The 16,425-nt window shown below is 52.7% G+C and carries 10 protein-coding genes and 1 other RNA gene; 8 read left to right on the top strand and 3 right to left on the bottom strand.

Annotated elements, in window-relative coordinates:
• Positions 1-176 precede the first annotated feature (176 nt).
• Together LWL52_RS00670 and LWL52_RS00665 are read left to right on the top strand one after the other, a co-directional pair.
• The gene (locus tag LWL52_RS00670) at positions 177-779 is read left to right on the top strand and encodes a histidine phosphatase family protein (protein ID WP_242916200.1); all 603 of its coding nucleotides are present in this window, start codon (positions 177-179) and stop codon (positions 777-779) included.
• Between the two features lie 59 nt (positions 780-838).
• Positions 839-2,164, top strand: coding sequence for an inositol-3-phosphate synthase (locus LWL52_RS00665; protein WP_242916199.1), 1,326 nt, complete (start codon positions 839-841; stop codon positions 2,162-2,164).
• Positions 2,165-2,255: 91 nt separating this feature from the next.
• On the opposite strand, the gene ssrA is transcribed toward LWL52_RS00665, so the two are convergent.
• From ssrA to LWL52_RS00650, 3 genes are all read right to left on the bottom strand, one after another.
• Positions 2,256-2,626: a transfer-messenger RNA gene (ssrA, locus tag LWL52_RS00660) on the bottom strand.
• Between the two features lie 157 nt (positions 2,627-2,783).
• Positions 2,784-3,917, bottom strand: coding sequence for a transglutaminase-like domain-containing protein (locus tag LWL52_RS00655; RefSeq protein WP_242916198.1), 1,134 nt, complete (start codon positions 3,915-3,917; stop codon positions 2,784-2,786).
• 37 nt (positions 3,918-3,954) lie between these two features.
• Complete coding sequence (locus LWL52_RS00650) at positions 3,955-6,318, bottom strand: ABC transporter permease (protein ID WP_242916197.1); 2,364 nt, start codon at positions 6,316-6,318, stop codon at positions 3,955-3,957.
• Between the two features lie 389 nt (positions 6,319-6,707).
• Between LWL52_RS00650 and LWL52_RS00645 the strand changes: the two genes are divergently transcribed.
• The 6 genes from LWL52_RS00645 (at position 6,708) to LWL52_RS00620 (ending at position 16,015) form a co-directional block, all read left to right on the top strand.
• Positions 6,708-8,090: a sigma-54-dependent transcriptional regulator gene (locus LWL52_RS00645; protein WP_242916196.1), complete on the top strand. Its 1,383-nt coding sequence runs from the start codon at positions 6,708-6,710 to the stop codon at positions 8,088-8,090.
• Positions 8,080-9,441: a sensor histidine kinase gene (locus tag LWL52_RS00640; RefSeq protein WP_242916195.1), complete on the top strand. Its 1,362-nt coding sequence runs from the start codon at positions 8,080-8,082 to the stop codon at positions 9,439-9,441. Before LWL52_RS00645 ends, LWL52_RS00640 begins: the two co-directional genes overlap by 11 nt.
• Positions 9,442-9,623: 182 nt before the next feature.
• Entirely contained in the window at positions 9,624-10,631 is a 1,008-nt protein-coding gene (locus LWL52_RS00635) for a DUF3667 domain-containing protein (RefSeq protein WP_242916194.1), read from the top strand.
• A 233-nt stretch (positions 10,632-10,864) separates the two neighbouring features.
• Positions 10,865-12,511 carry a catalase gene (locus tag LWL52_RS00630; RefSeq protein WP_242916193.1) on the top strand — a complete coding sequence of 549 codons (1,647 nt, stop codon included), beginning with the start codon at positions 10,865-10,867 and terminating at the stop codon, positions 12,509-12,511.
• A 287-nt stretch (positions 12,512-12,798) separates the two neighbouring features.
• On the top strand, positions 12,799-13,920 hold the full coding sequence (gene cfa, locus LWL52_RS00625) for a cyclopropane fatty acyl phospholipid synthase (protein WP_242916192.1): 1,122 nt from the start codon (positions 12,799-12,801) through the stop codon (positions 13,918-13,920).
• A 166-nt stretch (positions 13,921-14,086) separates the two neighbouring features.
• On the top strand, positions 14,087-16,015 hold the full coding sequence (locus LWL52_RS00620) for a DNA polymerase III subunit gamma/tau (protein ID WP_242916191.1): 1,929 nt from the start codon (positions 14,087-14,089) through the stop codon (positions 16,013-16,015).
• The last annotated feature ends 410 nt before the right edge of the window (positions 16,016-16,425 follow it).

The following is a 16,425-nucleotide window of genomic DNA, read 5'->3' as shown; positions in this document are numbered from 1 at the left end:
TTTCCTCTGCGGCTTGCCGGCTACAACGGGAACGGCAGGAGTTGCGTACCCTTGTGTGCCTTGCCGGAGCAGGATGAAACACAGGTAATGGCTACGTTGCCCGAAAGCCCTTAGTTATGCTGTAAATGCCGGCAGCAAAGTATAGTACCTGATACAAAACAGATTAACCGATTTAAATGACCCGATTTCTCCTCATCCGCCATGCCACCAACGATACGGTTGGCAAGCGCCTCACCGGCCGCATGGCTGGCATCTCCCTGAATGAAGAAGGAAAAACCCAGGCCCGGAAACTGGCCGAACGGCTGGCAGGCGTGCCGCTTGCTGCCGTTTACAGCAGCCCCCTGGAGCGGGCCCAGGAAACGGCTGCGCCTCTTGCCGCCAGCCATCACCTGGAACATACCGTATGCGAAGACTTTATAGAGATCAATTTTGGAGATTGGACCAACGTTACGTTTGAGGAACTGAGCGGCCAGCCAGCCTTCCAACGCTTCAATACGTTCCGGAGCAGTTCCCGCATACCGGGGGGCGAGCTGATGCCGGAAGCACAGGCCCGCATGATCGGTGGCCTGGAGAAACTGCGGGCACAGCATTCACAGCAAACGGTAGCCGTGGTGAGTCATGCCGATCTGATCAAATCGGCCGTGGCCTATTATGCAGGTATTCATCTAGATCTGTTTCAACGCATCGAAATAAGCCCGGCTTCCGTAAGCGTAATTGAAATTTACGATGAAACGGCTAGGATTCTTCTGGTAAACGATACCGGGGAGCTAAAATACTAAGGGCCTGACGTGTATACTTCCTCTCAAAATTATTTTCAACCCTGTCAACTATAAGTCACATGCAGAATGTCATAGAAAAAGCAGACGGTAAGCTGGGCATCTTAATACCTGGTTTAGGCGCTGTCGCCACCACGCTTATTGCCGGTGTAGAAGCCGTAAAAAAGAACCTGGCGCAGCCGGTCGGCTCTTTAACCCAGATGGGCAGCATCCGCCTGGGAAAAAGAACCGAGAACCGTTTCCCCAAGATCAAGGACTTTGTGCCGCTTGCCAGCCTGGAGGACATTGTTTTTGGCGGCTGGGACCTGTATAACGACAATGTGTTTGAAGCGGCCATGAACGCCCGTGTGCTGGAGCCCATGATGCTGCATGCCGTGAAAGCCGAACTGGAAGCCATAAAGCCCATGAAAGCGGTTTTTGATAAATCGTATGTCGCCAACCTCGACGGCCAGCATGTAAAACAGGAGGCTACCAAAGCCGACCTGGCCAAAGCGGTAATGGATGATATTGAAAATTTCAGAGAGGCCAATGACTGCTCGCGCCTGGTGATGGTCTGGTGCGGCTCTACGGAGAAATACATCGAGGTATCGGAAGTGCACCAAACCATTGAAGCGTTTGAAGAAGGTCTGCAGGCAAACGATCCGGCTATTTCGCCAAGTATGATCTATGCCTATGCCGCTATCAAACTGGGCATTCCGTTCATGAATGGCGCCCCGAACCTCACCTGCGATATTCCGGCCCTGATCGAGCTGGCAAAACAAACGGAAACCCCCATCGGCGGCAAAGACTTTAAAACCGGCCAGACGCTGATGAAAACCATCCTGGCGCCCGGCCTGCATGCCCGCGCACTGGGCATCAAAGGCTGGTTCTCGTCCAACATCCTGGGCAACCGCGACGGATATGTGCTCGACCACCCGGATAACTTCAAGACAAAAGAAGTGTCCAAACTGAGCGTGCTGGATGATATTCTGCAGCCCGAAGTTAACCCGGAACTCTATGGAGAGCTTTACCACAAGGTACGCATCAACTACTACCCGCCTCACGGCGACAACAAAGAGAGCTGGGACAATATTGATATTTTTGGCTGGATGGGCTACCCGATGCAGATCAAGATCAACTTCCTGTGCCGCGATTCTATCCTGGCAGCGCCTATTGTGCTGGACCTGGCCCTGTTCAGCGACCTGGCCAAGCGTGCCGGCATGAGCGGCATACAGGAGTGGTTGTCGTTCTATTTCAAATCGCCGCAAACCGCCGAAGGCCTGCGTCCCGAGCACGACATTTTCAAGCAGCTTATTAAGCTGCAGAACACGTTGCGCCACATGATGGGCGAAGACCTGATCACGCACCTGGGCCTGGACTATTACCAGGACCTGGTAGAGGCGCTATAGCAGAAAGCAAGTATAAACGCCGCAGTACGCATGCTGCGGCATAAAACAAAAAGGCCTGCCGATCAGTGATCAGCAGGCCTTTTTAATGGTACTGTGGAGATGCAGGGATTCGAACCCTGGTCCAGACAAGGAAATCAACGGGCTTTCTACATGCTTAGACTTATTCGGATTGTCGGGAGCTTGCAAGTATAAGTCAGGCTTATGCGCACTCCTTAGATGCTTTGGTTTCGACTGGGCACCGCACCCTTGCCCAGGCTAGTAAATCGGATCGAAGCCTCTATGTGCAAGCAGATTCACGAAACCTGCACGAGACTATGGCAATTGCTTAATACTTGGATTAAGCAGCCATGGCGTAGTTATATTCGCCAGTTATTGTTCGAACGGATTTTTTAACAGGTGGTACGTTCATCACCCGACATGCTTACACGCTATTTGCACAAGCTGTCAATTCCAGTCATCCCCGTAAGTTAAAGAACGTTTTCTTGCTGTTTATTCTTCAAGAAACATGCCACAAAGATACGCATATTTACGGCATTTGATCGCTGCTTTTGTAAATAATAAACGCTTTTATACTTAGAAAAGGTTTCCGCTCCGCTAAGTATAAAAGCATCTACCTGGTTTACTTCAGAGCCGCGGCCGCCTGGCCTGTCATAACGGGTGGCGCGTAAAGGTCTGCCACCGAGTTGGTATACTTACAGTAATCGATCGGTTTAATTCGCTGGAACACTTTTGGCTGCCTGGCTCCGGTGGGCACCAGCATCAGCGACTGTTTGCCATCCACTTTCTCCCGGGTAAAGTCTGCTCCTTCGCGGTTGTCGAACTTCACGTCAAAGTAATACAGGTACGGGTATACCCAGTTGGCGTATTGTGCCTTGCTGGCACCCGAGAGGCTGCGGATCTCCAGCTGATCATAGTTGCTGGCGATGGCCTGCTGAAACTCCACGGCATTCAGGGGCACATTGTTGAGCACCGGCATCACATCAAACTGGCCATCCAGCAGCACCCACTTTTGCAGGTCGGGCAAGTATACTTCCAGCAACACGTGGCCTGCTCCAAATTCAATCGTTTCGGCCTCCTTCATTTTTAACCCCATGGTGCGGGCAGGCAACCCGATCGCGTTCAGGCAGGCAGTGGTCACAATGCCATACTCTACACAACGGAACTGCTTGCCTTCTTTTACTTCGGAAAGGATCGTGAGGGCATCCGGCTTGCTGGGTTCATTCATGCCGTTGTGTTGCCACTGCTGATGCACCCAGTGTACCATGCGCAGGGCCTTTTCGGTATCGTTAACAGCGCCTGCCACCAGGGCATCCAGCTGATACTGCTCCCGCAGGGTATTCAGGTAAGGGTTACCGGCATTTTTTTCATACTGCATAGTATAAGCCGGCACCTTGCTTTTTGTGTCGAACGCCAGGGCCTTAAAGCCATATCCCTGCAACTCGGTCAGGGCATACTGGCCGTTCAGGAGTACATAGAACGGGTAGGATTTCCCTGGTTTTACAGCAAAGCGGATAGAATCAGAATCGGTATAAAAAGCGACCTGCGCCTTTTTGCCGTGCACCGGAATTTTGAGCACATCCGGCGAAATCTGCGGCGAAATGTTCCAGCTTCCTTTTACCCAGTCGTTGCCGATCCGGTAGTCGGCCAGGGTTGTGCGCGCTTCTATCACCGGCAGGCCTTTGTAGGTTTTCTGGGCGTAGGCTGGCAAAAAGTAAACAAGCAAGGCAAACAGTACTACTAAAGATTTTTTCATGGTTTTGTTTTGTACAAATGGGTCGGATATTAAAATTTTATTCGGTGCGCAGCGAGGAAACCGGCGTGGCTACCGCTGTTTTAATGGCATGGAAGCTGAGCGTGAGCATGGCAATGAGGAAGGTGGCCACAAAAGCAGCCGCAAAGATCCACCAGCTCAGCTCTGTGCGGTCGGCATAGTCGTTGAGCCAGCTGCTCATAAAGTACCAGCCCAGCGGCAGCGCAATGGCGTTGGCAATGAGCACCAGTTTGAGGAAATCCTTGCTCAGCATCAGCACAATGCTCGCCACGGAAGCGCCCAGCACTTTGCGGATGCCAATCTCCTTAGTGCGCTGCTCGGCGGTGAACAGAGCCAGCCCGAACAAGCCCATACAGGAAATAAAGATGGCGATAAAGGCGAAGTACCTTGTCAGCGCGCCCATAATGGCCTCGCTTTTATACATGCGCTCGTAATCGTCGTCCATAAAGTGGTACTCAAAGGGGAAAGCCGGGTTCTGCCGCTTCAGGATGCGCTCGATGGTGGCCATGGTTTCAGGTGTCCGGCCACCGGCAACGCGGGCAAACAGGGTATTTTCGTCCTTGGGCTGCAGGCGCAGAATAAGGGGCTGCATGGGGATGTGAATGGAGGTAGAGTAAAAATTCTTCATCACCCCGATAATGTGGCCCTTGTTGCCCCACTCCACCCACTCGCCTACCGGCTCTTTCAGCTGCATGAGGCGAGCTGCTTCCTCGTTCACAATAAAAGCGGCCGTGTCGGTGCCATACTCCCTGGAGAAGTCACGGCCTTCCTTCAGCGCGATCCCCATGGTTTTCAGGAAATCGTAATCTACCGTCATCACGCTAAACAGGATATCGGCATTCGGATCTTTGCCGTTCCAGTTAATGCTGCCCGTCGAGTTACCCACCATGAGCGGGTTCTGGTTAGCCGCCGTTACGGCCAGCACGCCCGGCGTGTTGAGCAGCTCGCGCTTGATCACCTCATAACGGTTGTTCATCTCTCCTTCTATCGGCACGTATACCAGGTTCTCGCGGTTCAGGCCGATGTTTTTGGTGCGGATGTAGTGCAGCTGCAGGTATACCACCAGCGTGCTGATAATGAGCAGCGCCGAAAGGATGAACTGGAACACCACCAACCCTTTGCGGAACACGGCCACGTTTCGGTTCAGCTTCACGGTGCCTTTGAGCACCACGGCTGGGTCGAACGAAGAAAGGAAGAACGCCGGGTAGCTGCCCGAGATAACGCCGGTAAGTATGGCCACGCCCAGCAGCAGGAAAATGAATTGCGGATCGGCCAAGTTCAGTTCAATATACTTACCGGTCAGGTCGTTGAAGTGCGGCAGCAGGATGCCTACCAGGTTTACGGCCACAAACAGCGCCAAAAAAGCTACCAGCAGCGACTCTACCATAAACTGGCGGATAAGAGCCGGCCGGCTTGCCCCGATGGCTTTGCGCACGCCCACTTCTTTGGCCCGTTTGGCCGAGCGCGCCGTAGCCAGGTTCATGAAGTTGATGCAGGCAATTACAAGGATAAAAACAGCCACAATGATAAACAGGCGCACATATTCTATCTGGCCGCCGCCTACTTTGCCATTCCGGAAATCAGAATAGAGGTACATATCCCCTACCGCCTGCACAAATATTTCTGTTTTAGAATCTTTGACGTGGCTTTGGTGAAAAGACTTGATCTTTTTGTTCAGCGACACAATGTCGGTACCGGGCTGCAGCTGCACAAACGTGCGCAGGGCGTTGCTTCCCCACTCTTTCAGCCATTCGTTGCCAGGGCTGTTGATCCAGTCCTGCACCGGCATTACGTAGTCGAACTGCATGCTCGAGTTCTTAGGCACATCCTGCACCACGCCCGTTACCTTGTAGCTCTTGTCATTGTTGATCTTAAACACCTTCCCCATGGCCTCTGCCGGCGAGTCGAAGAACTGCCGGGCGACCGTTTCCGAAATCACAACCGAGTTGGGCTGCTTCAGCACCTGCGTGGCATCGCCGTAGAGCAGCGAAAACGAGAACACCTCGAAGAACTCCGGATCGGCGTAGCGGCCATTTACCTTCAGCACCTTATCCTGATAGGAAAACAACTGCTTCCAATCCCAGGTCGTGCTGCGTACGGCATGCTTCACTTCGGGCAGCTCGGCCTCCAGCGCTTCGGCCAGCGGACCGGGTGTGGCATCCACAGTCAGGTCGTCGCCACCCGGGTAATGCTGCACTTCCATGATGCGGTACAGGTTGTCGATGTCGGCATGAAAGCGGTTGAAGCTCACTTCATCCTTCACCCACAGCAGGATCAGGATGGAGCAGGTCATGCCCAGCGCCAGTCCCAGAATGTTGATCAGGGAAAAGACTTTGTGGCGCATCAGGTTGCGGTACGCCATTTTAAGGTAATTCTTAAACATAGTTTTAGGTGTTAAGAGGTATCGGAATTCGTTTGTTCGTTTTCAGAAGCCTGGAAAAGCGGGCTGCGCTGAAAATAGCTAAGAAATTTGCATGCCACAAGGGCAAATATTTGATTGTCAGCGCATTTCGCACTTCATACCTTTAAAACCTGTCCGCTTTCGATACACTTCTACTTGCTACACCTGTGCGCTTGTGGTACAGGTCATCGTCTGAATCAGGATTTACAGGATGAAAGGATTGGCAGGATTAAAGTATAAATTTAGAATAATGCAGCTTGGAGTTTAAAATCCTGCAAATCCTGATTCAGAAAATTCATCCTGCTCTGGCTGATTCAGACATTTTCAAAGGAATTAGTATCTTCGAAGTATAAATTAGATTTCTGGCAAGTATGGCGCAGTTAAAAAATGCCCGCGTGTTGGTGGTTGACGACGAAACCGATGTGCTTTTCGCTTTTAAGATGTTGCTCAAACCCGAGGTGAAAGAAGTGGTGACGGAGAAAAACCCGGACAACCTGCTGGCCATACTTGCGCGGGAGCAGTTCGATGTCATTTTCCTGGACATGAACTTTAAAAGTGCCCTCAACACCGGCAACGAAGGTTTGTTCTGGCTCAGCCAGATCCTGGAGAAAGACAAGAACGCCACCGTTATACTGATCACTGCCTACGGCGATGTGGCTCTGGCCGTGAAGTCGCTGAAGATTGGGGCCTTTGACTTTATTATCAAGCCCTGGCAGAACGACAAGCTGCTCGAAACGCTGCACAATGCCCTGGAGCACCGGCAGCAGAAAAAGCGCGGCACCAAGTCCCCGAGCAGCACGCCCAAAGCCGCCGATGCCACCGCCATACTTGGCCAGTCGGAAGCCATACAGCAGGTGCTGCGCAAACTCGACAAGATCGCTCCAACCGAGGCCAATGTGCTCATACTGGGCGAGAACGGAACCGGAAAAGAACTCGTAGCCCGTGCGCTGCACCAGAAATCTTTCCGGGCCGGCAAGCCTTTTGTGAGCGTGGATATTGCGGCCCTGACCGAAACGCTGTTCGAAAGCGAGCTGTTCGGCTACAAAAAGGGCGCGTTTACCGATGCCAAAGAAGACCGCCCCGGCCGCTTTGAAGCCGCAAACGGCGGCACGTTGTTCCTCGACGAGATCGGTAATATTTCGCCGGCCATGCAGGCCAAGCTGCTCACGGTGCTGCAAAACCGCCAGGTCATTCCGCTGGGCTCCAACACACCCATCCCCGTAGACATCCGGCTGATCACGGCAACCAACGAGCCCATTTACCAGCTGGCTGCCCGCAACCTGTTCCGCAAAGACCTCATCTACCGCATCAATACCGTCGAGATCACCTTGCCGCCGCTGCGCGAGCGCCACGGCGACGTGGAGTTGCTGGCCCGCCACTTTGCCCAATATTATGCCACCAAGAACCATAAACCGGTGCCTGATTTTTCGGATGCCGCCCTCCGCAAGCTCAACCATCATACCTGGCCGGGCAATATCCGCGAGCTGCAGCACGCCGTAGAGCGCGCCATCATTATGGCCGAAAGTGACGTGTTGCAGCCCGAAGATTTCAGCTTCTCGGCCATGGAAGCGCCTGTAGCCGCTCAGCCTGCTGCGGCTTTTGTACCCGACATGACGCTGCCGCTGCGCGAGATTGAGCGCGAGACAATTATCCGCGTCATCGAGAAAAACAACGGCAACATCTCCAAATCGGCCAAAGAACTTGGCCTGACCCGCACCGCCCTTTACCGCCGCCTCAACAAGCATGATATTTAAGCGCCTCGAACTCGGGCTCTTCATCCGCCTGCTGCTTATTTTCGGGATGATGTTTCTGACGCTGCACTACCTGGTGCAGTTTACCTGGCTGCAGGTAACATCGGGTATACTTATTATGCTGGCCCAGGTAGGAGAACTGGCCAATTACATCACCCGCAGCAACAACGAGCTGGCCAAATTCCTGCAGGCCGTCAAACAACGCGATTTCTCGCAGCGGTTTAACGAGCATACCACCAACAGCTCGCTGCAGCAACTGCACACGGCTTTCAACCTCATCAACGACAGCTTTAAGCAGCTGCACATCGAGCGGGAAGCGCAGTTCCAGTACATGCAAACCATCCTGCAACTGATCGACACGGGCATTATGGCCCTGGATGAGGAAACGGGCGAAGTGGAATGGGTAAACGATGCGTTTAAAAAGATCCTGGGCCTACCCTACCTCAAAAACCTGGCTGGCCTGGAGCCCCGCTACCCCGACCTGTACGCGGCTATACTTACCCTGACCCCGAACGACAACAAATTGCTGAAACTGAAGCTGCCCGGCGGCTCCTCGCAATTGCTGCTTTCGGCTACGGCTTTTACCAAGCAGCACCGCGACATCCTGCTGATAGCAGTTAAGAACGTGAGCGCCACCGTAGACGCCACCGAAACCCAGGCCTGGCAGAAACTGCTGCGCGTGATGACGCACGAGATCATGAACTCGGTAGCCCCCATTGCCTCGCTGGCCGACAGCCTGGAGCGCCACGTGCATGCCGCCCACCAGAAGTATACCGCCGACCCGCAGGCCAAACCTGACCTGGAACTGCTGCAGGACACGGAAGAAGGCATTGGCATCATTAAAAAGCGCAGCGAAGGCCTGCTCCGGTTTGCCCATTTTTACCGCAACCTAAACAAGCAGCAGGAGCTGATGGTGACCACCGTGTATGTGCAGGAGCTCTTTAAAAGTATAAACGGGCTGATGCGTCCGCAGCTCGAAGCGCAGGGCATTGCACTAGAATGCCATGTGCACCCCGGCAGCCTCACCATTCAGGCTGATGTGAACCTGGTGGAACAGGTGCTCATTAACCTGCTGCTGAATGCCAAACGGGCAGTGCAAAACAGGCCGGACCCGCACATTATACTTGCCGCCGGCCCTCTCGACAATGGCAGCGTGCTGATAGAGGTGCAGGACAATGGCAGCGGCATTCCGGAAGAGCTGCTCGAAAGCATTTTCATCCCCTTTTTCACCTCCCACAAAGACGGCTCGGGCATCGGGCTCAGCCTGGCCAAGCACATCATGCTGCTGCACAAGGGAAGTATACAGGTAGAGAGCAAAGAAGGCGTGGGAAGTATATTCAAGCTGGTGTTTTAGGGCTTGCAGGTAACACCTGGCAGCCAGCGCTCATGCTAACACACAGCAGGTTCGGGCATTCCGCCAGGCTGTTAAACTTCCGCAAAAAGCTACCTATATCGTATAAATTAAATATTCATTTGAGTTTATCAAAAAAATAAGATTGGGTTGCTTACTTTAGAGCCCTTAAGGCAGAAGCCCCTATGAAAAAGCATTACCGATCTGATAAAAACTGCCTTAACTGCGGCACCACTGTTTCTGATAAATTTTGTTCTGCCTGTGGCCAGGAGAACCTGGAGCTGCACGAAAATTTTCTGCACCTGGCATTACACAGCATAAGCCACTACTTTCATTTCGAGTCAAAGCTTTTCAATAGCCTGGTTCCACTCTTCACAAAACCAGGGTTTCTGACACAAGAGTATTTTGCCGGCAGGCGCGCTTCGCACCTCAGCCCGATCAGCATGTACATCTTCATCAGCATCGTGTTCTTTTCGCTTTTCAACCTCAACTCAAACAGCAACAAAAAGGAAGTCATCAAAGACAAAGCTGCAGCGGAGAATACCATGACCAAAGCAGAAGCTGAAGAAGTAAAAAAAGTTGTTGGCAATGCCGTTTCTGCAGAAGCGGGAGAAGCCACGTACAACCTCCTCGACAAAGGCCAGGCAATTTCAGACAGTACCGGCAAGAAAAACGAGGCGGCCGTTGCTGCCCCCACTCACATAACACCATCAAATTTGTCAGTCAAAATTTTTGGCGACAATGCTGTATCACACTCTCTTAAAGCAAAATGGAAGGTGCTAGAGGATGATGAACTGAAATGGGAGCTCTTTAAGATCAAGCTGGTAAGCCATGTGCCTAAAATGATGTTTATCCTGCTGCCACTCTTTGCCCTGATCCTGAAACTGGTAAGCTTCCGATCATCAAAGTATTACACAGAGCACCTGATCTACTCTATACACGTACATTCTTTTCTATTCCTGTTCTTTTCGATCCTGATCCTGCTAAGCTGGGTGCTGCCTTTTATGGAGGATTGGCTACAATTAGCAGGCGCGCTGGTAGCTTTATGGTACATTTACCGCTCTATGCGCAATTACTACGGTAGCAGACGATGGCGCACCGTCTATAAGTTTTTCGTGCTGTTCTTTGCCTACAGTGGGCTGCTGCTTTTGAGCGGCTTTGTAGTTGTGATAGCCACCTTGTATACGATTTAAAGCTTTAAATCTATCGGGAATCCGTAAGCAAGTATAGTTTAGGATTGTCAATTCTGGTTAAGCTTCACTCCCCTTGCGCGCGAAGAACAACGCTACAGATCACTAACGCTTGCTTCCTCACACCTATCTAAGGCACAAAGCAATTAAATATAATTTTAAACACAACTAATTGCACATTGCTGTAGTTAAAGAAGTATAGGCTACCCTTTATTTCAACTTAGCAGCATGTACCCATGATTGAAAACAATAAAAAGCAGCAGGGCTCCCAGGCAAATTCTTCTGGCGCAGCAAATGAAAACGAACAGGGCCGCACGCTAACTACGCGGCAAGGCCACCCGGTAACCGATAACCAGAATATCCGCACGGTGGGCAACCGCGGACCGGCAACCCTGGAAAACTATCACTTTATTGAAAAGATCTCGCACTTCGACCGGGAGCGGGTGCCGGAGCGGGTGGTACATGCCCGAGGTGCCGGTGCCCATGGCGTATTCGAAGCCTACGGCAAAGTAGGCGATAAACCTATCGCCAAGTATACGCGCGCCAAATTGTTTCAGGGAAAAGGAAAGCAGACGCCGGTCTTTGTGCGCTTCTCCACAGTAGGCCATGGCACGCACTCGCCCGAAACCCTGCGCGACCCTCGCGGTTTTGCTGTTAAATTCTATACCGAAGACGGCAACTGGGACCTGGTAGGCAATAACCTCAAAATCTTTTTTATCCGGGATGCCATGAAGTTTCCGGACCTGATCCACTCGCAAAAGCCTGACCCGGTAACCAACATCCAGAGCGGCGAACGGATCTTCGATTTCTTTGCCGGCACCCCGGAAGCTACGCACATGGCTACTTTCCTTTTTTCGCCTTGGGGCATTCCGGCCAACTACCGCCAGATGCAGGGCTCCGGCGTAAACACCTACAAATGGGTGAACCAGGATGGCGAGGCTGTGCTGATAAAATATCATTGGGAGCCGCTGAAGCAAGGCATCCGCAACCTGACCCAGAAAGAAGCGGAAGAAGTGCAGGGCAAGAATTTTAACCATGCCACCCAGGATCTCTACGAAGCCATTGAAAAAGGCGATTACCCGGAGTGGGAACTCTGCGTGCAGATCATGAGCGACGATGAGCACCCGGAACTGGATTTCGACCCACTCGACGACACCAAACTCTGGCCAAAAGACCAGTTCCCCTTCCTGCCGGTAGGCAAAATGACCCTGAACAGAAACCCCGTGGATTATTTTAACGAAGTAGAACTGGCCGCTTTCGGCACGGGCGTGCTGGTAGACGGGCTGGAGTTCTCAGACGATAAAATGCTGCAGGGCCGTACGTTCTCTTATTCTGATACCCAGCGTTACCGCGTGGGCTCAAACTATTTACAGTTGCCGATTAACGCCCCCAGAACCCGCGTAGCGACCAACCAGCGCGGCGGCCAAATGGCGTACAAAACAGATTTTGCCGAGGGGCAGAACCCCCACGTAAACTATGAGCCATCGGTGCTGGGAGGACTGACAGAAGCGCAGAAAGCGGGCAAAGATTATACACCACGCTACGAAGCCAACCTTGTACGCCAAAAGATAGACCGGGCCAACGACTTTAAGCAGGCCGGTGAAACGTTCCGCAACTTCGAAGGCTGGGAGCGTGACGAGCTCATCATGAACCTGTCGAACACCCTGGCTGCCTGCGACAAGCGCATCCAGGATAAAATGGTGGAGTACTTTACCCAGGCCGATGAAGAATATGGCCGTCGGGTGGCCGAAGGCATCAAGCAGATGCGTGAGAAGATGCACCAGGATAAAGTGGCAGGCACTGACGGACCGATCGGCAATACTGCTACCAAAGAAGGCGTGCAGCAGGCCCAGCAGGACTCTCATTCCGCAAAACCCTACTAAAGCGGCATCCATTCAAAATCAGGTACGGAAGCTTATATGGCATTAGTATAAAATTGAATAAGGTCTTCACTGGAAAAGCCGTACCTGCTTGCGCGACCTTTTCTGTTTTCAGTGTTTATACTTGTTTGCAGGGATAAATACCAGAGCTTACCACAAAGGCAGCTTTTTACAGAGGCTGCCTTTGTTTTTACCACGCCGCTATCTTCCTAACCCTTCTACTTCTAAAGCGTTCATAGCCAATACAAGTATACAACTATATACCAGTCACTTATACTCAACCAAGCGCTATGAGCACCTCTCGTCTGCAACAGCCTGTATCCGATATTTTAGCAACAGCGGATGTGAAGATAAACGGTTCCCGTCCGTGGGATTTACACGTGCACGACGAGCGGTTCTACAAACGCGTGCTCACGCAAGGCACGCTGGGGCTGGGCGAATCGTATATGGACGGCTGGTGGGACTGTGCACAACTGGATGCCTTCGTTTTTCAGGCGCTGCGGGCGGATCTGTATAAAACGGCCCGGCTGGGCTGGCGCTCGGTGCTGAGCCTGCTGCTGCCAAAACTGCTCAACCTGCAGGCCAAAGGCAAAGCCGCCCGCAATGCGCAGCGGCACTACGACATCGGCAACAACCTCTACCAACTGATGCTGGACAAGCGAATGACCTACAGCTGCGGCTACTGGAAAAATGCCGACACCCTGGACGAGGCCCAGGAAAACAAACTCGACCTAATCTGCCGCAAAATACGCCTGCAGCCCGGCAAGCGGGTGCTTGACATTGGCTGCGGCTGGGGCAGCTTTGCCCGGTTTGCCGCCGAGAAGTATGGCGCTCAGGTAGTAGGCGTCACGGTATCGCAGGAGCAGGCAGCAATGGCGCGGGAGCGCTGCAAAGGCTTGCCCGTAGAGATCCGGTTGCAGGATTACCGCGATGTGCGCGAAACGTTTGACCACGTGGTATCGGTGGGGATGGCCGAGCATGTAGGCTACCGCAACCACCGCACGTATATGCAAACTGCTGCCCGCTGCCTGAAAGCGGATGGCTTGTTCTTGCTCCACACAATCGGCAATAACTTCTCCCGCACCTCTGCCGACCCGTTTACCGACACCTACATTTTCCCCAACTGCCTGATTCCTTCTATCAAACAACTGGGCGCAGCCATGGAGCACCTTTTCGTGGTGGAAGACTGGCACAACTTCGGTCCATACTATGATAATACGCTTATGGCCTGGTTCCACAATTTCGACCAGAGTTGGCCCCAGTTACAGCAACAGTACGGCGACCGGTTTTACCGCATGTGGAAATACTACCTGCTCTCCAGCGCCGGCTCATTCCGGGCCCGTAACAACCAGCTCTGGCAACTGGTGCTTTCCAAAAAAGGTATCGTAGGCGGCTATGAAGCGGTGAGATAAAAGCCCGGGGCTTCTTGCCCACAAACCTTACTGAGCGCGACCTGCTGCCACCATTTCTGCCCATCCTTTGTTGCAGGGTCTGAGGCTGCGTCCGTGGATAAGTCTATGGATAACTGCTGGATAAAAAGCACTCCCATCTCAGCTTCGGATTGATTATCTTTGTGTAATGGAAAATTTCGTAGTATCAGCGCGTAAATACCGCCCCACCACGTTCGACAGTGTGGTAGGGCAGCACCATATAACCAATACCCTTAAAAACGCCATCAGCAGCAAGCACCTGGCGCAGGCTTTCCTTTTCTGCGGACCGCGCGGCGTGGGCAAAACCACCTGTGCCCGTATTCTGGCAAAAACCATTAACTGCCAGAACATCACTCCCGAGACAGAAGCCTGCAACGAGTGTGAGTCGTGCCGCAGCTTTAATTCCAGCAGTTCGTTCAACATCCATGAGCTCGATGCGGCCTCCAACAACTCGGTAGAGGACATCCGTAACCTGGTGGAACAGGTTCGCTATGCACCGCAAACGGGCAAGTATAAGATCTACATCATAGATGAGGTGCACATGCTCTCAAACCAGGCCTTCAACGCGTTTCTGAAAACGCTGGAGGAGCCGCCTTCCTATGCCATCTTTATACTTGCTACCACCGAGCGCCACAAGATCATCCCGACCATTCTGTCGCGGTGCCAGATCTTTGATTTTAACCGCATCCGCATCGAAGACATGGTGCGCCACCTGGGCAGCATCGCCACCAAAGAAAGTATAACTGCCGAGCCCGATGCCCTGCACCTGATCTCGCAGAAAGCGGACGGTGCCCTGCGTGATGCTTTGTCGATCTTCGACCAGATGGTGACGTTCTCAGGCAGCAAGGTTACCTACAAAGCCACAGTCGAGAACCTGCACATCCTGGATTATGATTACTACTTCCGATTAACAGACCATTTGCTGACGGAAAACCTTTCGGGCTCGCTGCTGCTGTTTGATGAGATTCTGAAGAATGGCTTTGACGCCCATAACTTCCTGATCGGCATTGGCGAGCACTTCCGCAGTTTGCTCGTGTGCAAAGACCAGGCAACCGTGCAATTGCTGGAAGTATCTGATAACATCAAGGCAAAGTATGCGGAGCAATCGCAGAAATCTTCTGTATCGTTTTTGCTCTCGGGCCTGAACCTGGTAAGTACCTGCGATACCAACTACAAGAGCAGCAAAAACCAACGCCTGCACGTAGAGCTGTGCCTGATGAAACTGGCGCACCTGAATGCCGCGTTGAGCTTTGCACAAGACGGAGCAGTAGCAAAAAAAGCTAAGGTAGCAGCCACGGCACCAGCCGCTACCGGTACAAGTACAGGTGCCATTCCGTCGGCCAGTTTACAGCCGCAACACAAGCCAAACCATGTGCCGTCGGAGGAGCTGCAGCAGCATGCTCCCGGCACCACTCCGTCGGAGGGCTTACAGCCGCCTCATACGCCAACGCACATACCCTCCGAGGACCTGCAGCAGGCGCCCAAGCCGCAGCATGTAACACCGGATGCGCACATTGCACCGGGCAACCCGCAAACACCGCCGGGCAGCAGCCCCATACCCAGTGCCCACACGCCGCGCGCCGGGGTGCAGTTGCCGCCGCCCAAAAAGCTGAGCAAGCTACCCAGCCTGAAAGACCTGCAGAATGCCCAGGCCGCTGTAACGGATACAACCGTAGCGGAGGAAGAAGAGGATGCCGGTTACGGAACGTTTGTACCCGTAGACCAGGCGCGCCTGAAAACCGTATGGCACGGCATTCTGCGCCGCAAGCGCTCGGAGAACATGATGGAGTATACGCTCCTGAACCGCCAGTACCACGTAAGCGACCAGAACGAGCTGACCCTGCACCTGGAGAACCATGTGATGCTGGACCAGTTCACCACCGTGCGCCCGGCCCTGCTGGCAGAGCTGAAAAAGGAGCTCGGCAACCGCAGTATAAAACTTAAGGCTGAGGTGATGGAAGTGCAGGACGAAGGCCGTAAACTTTATACTTCGCAGGACAAGTTTCAGTACCTATCCGAGAAATACCCGGTATTGGTCGAACTGCGGCAACGGATCGGGCTAGATACGGACTTTTAGCGAGGTCTAGGAAGTATAAAAGAACGGCTATAGGCATCAGACGCTCGCGGGTCTGCAAGACGCCGCGAGGTCTTTTGAGCAGCGGGTTTATACTTACTCAATATTGATATTGCTATCATTATCGATGTTGCTATTGCGCTCTTGTAAGGAGTTGTGCTATAGCTTAACCCACCCCTTACCCCTCCCAGGAGGGGAATATGGGGAAGGATCCTGCTCTTTCGGACTTCCAAATCCGAAAGCCCTCTGCAAGGGATTTCCTAATCCCAGCTTTGCTGTTAAAGCGGATTAGGAAATCCGCTTCAGGAATAGTTCCGGATTAAGCATCCGGAACAGCTATTCACAACAATGCATCCTCTCACAGCAACAAAGCAAAACAGCGTGCTAAGGCTCGTATAAATTCATTTTTTCAA

Source organism: Pontibacter liquoris (assembly GCF_022758235.1).
Classification (GTDB): domain Bacteria; phylum Bacteroidota; class Bacteroidia; order Cytophagales; family Hymenobacteraceae; genus Pontibacter; species Pontibacter liquoris.
Note: the sequence above shows the minus strand (reverse complement) of the source record. Positions and strands in the feature narration are given on the sequence as shown.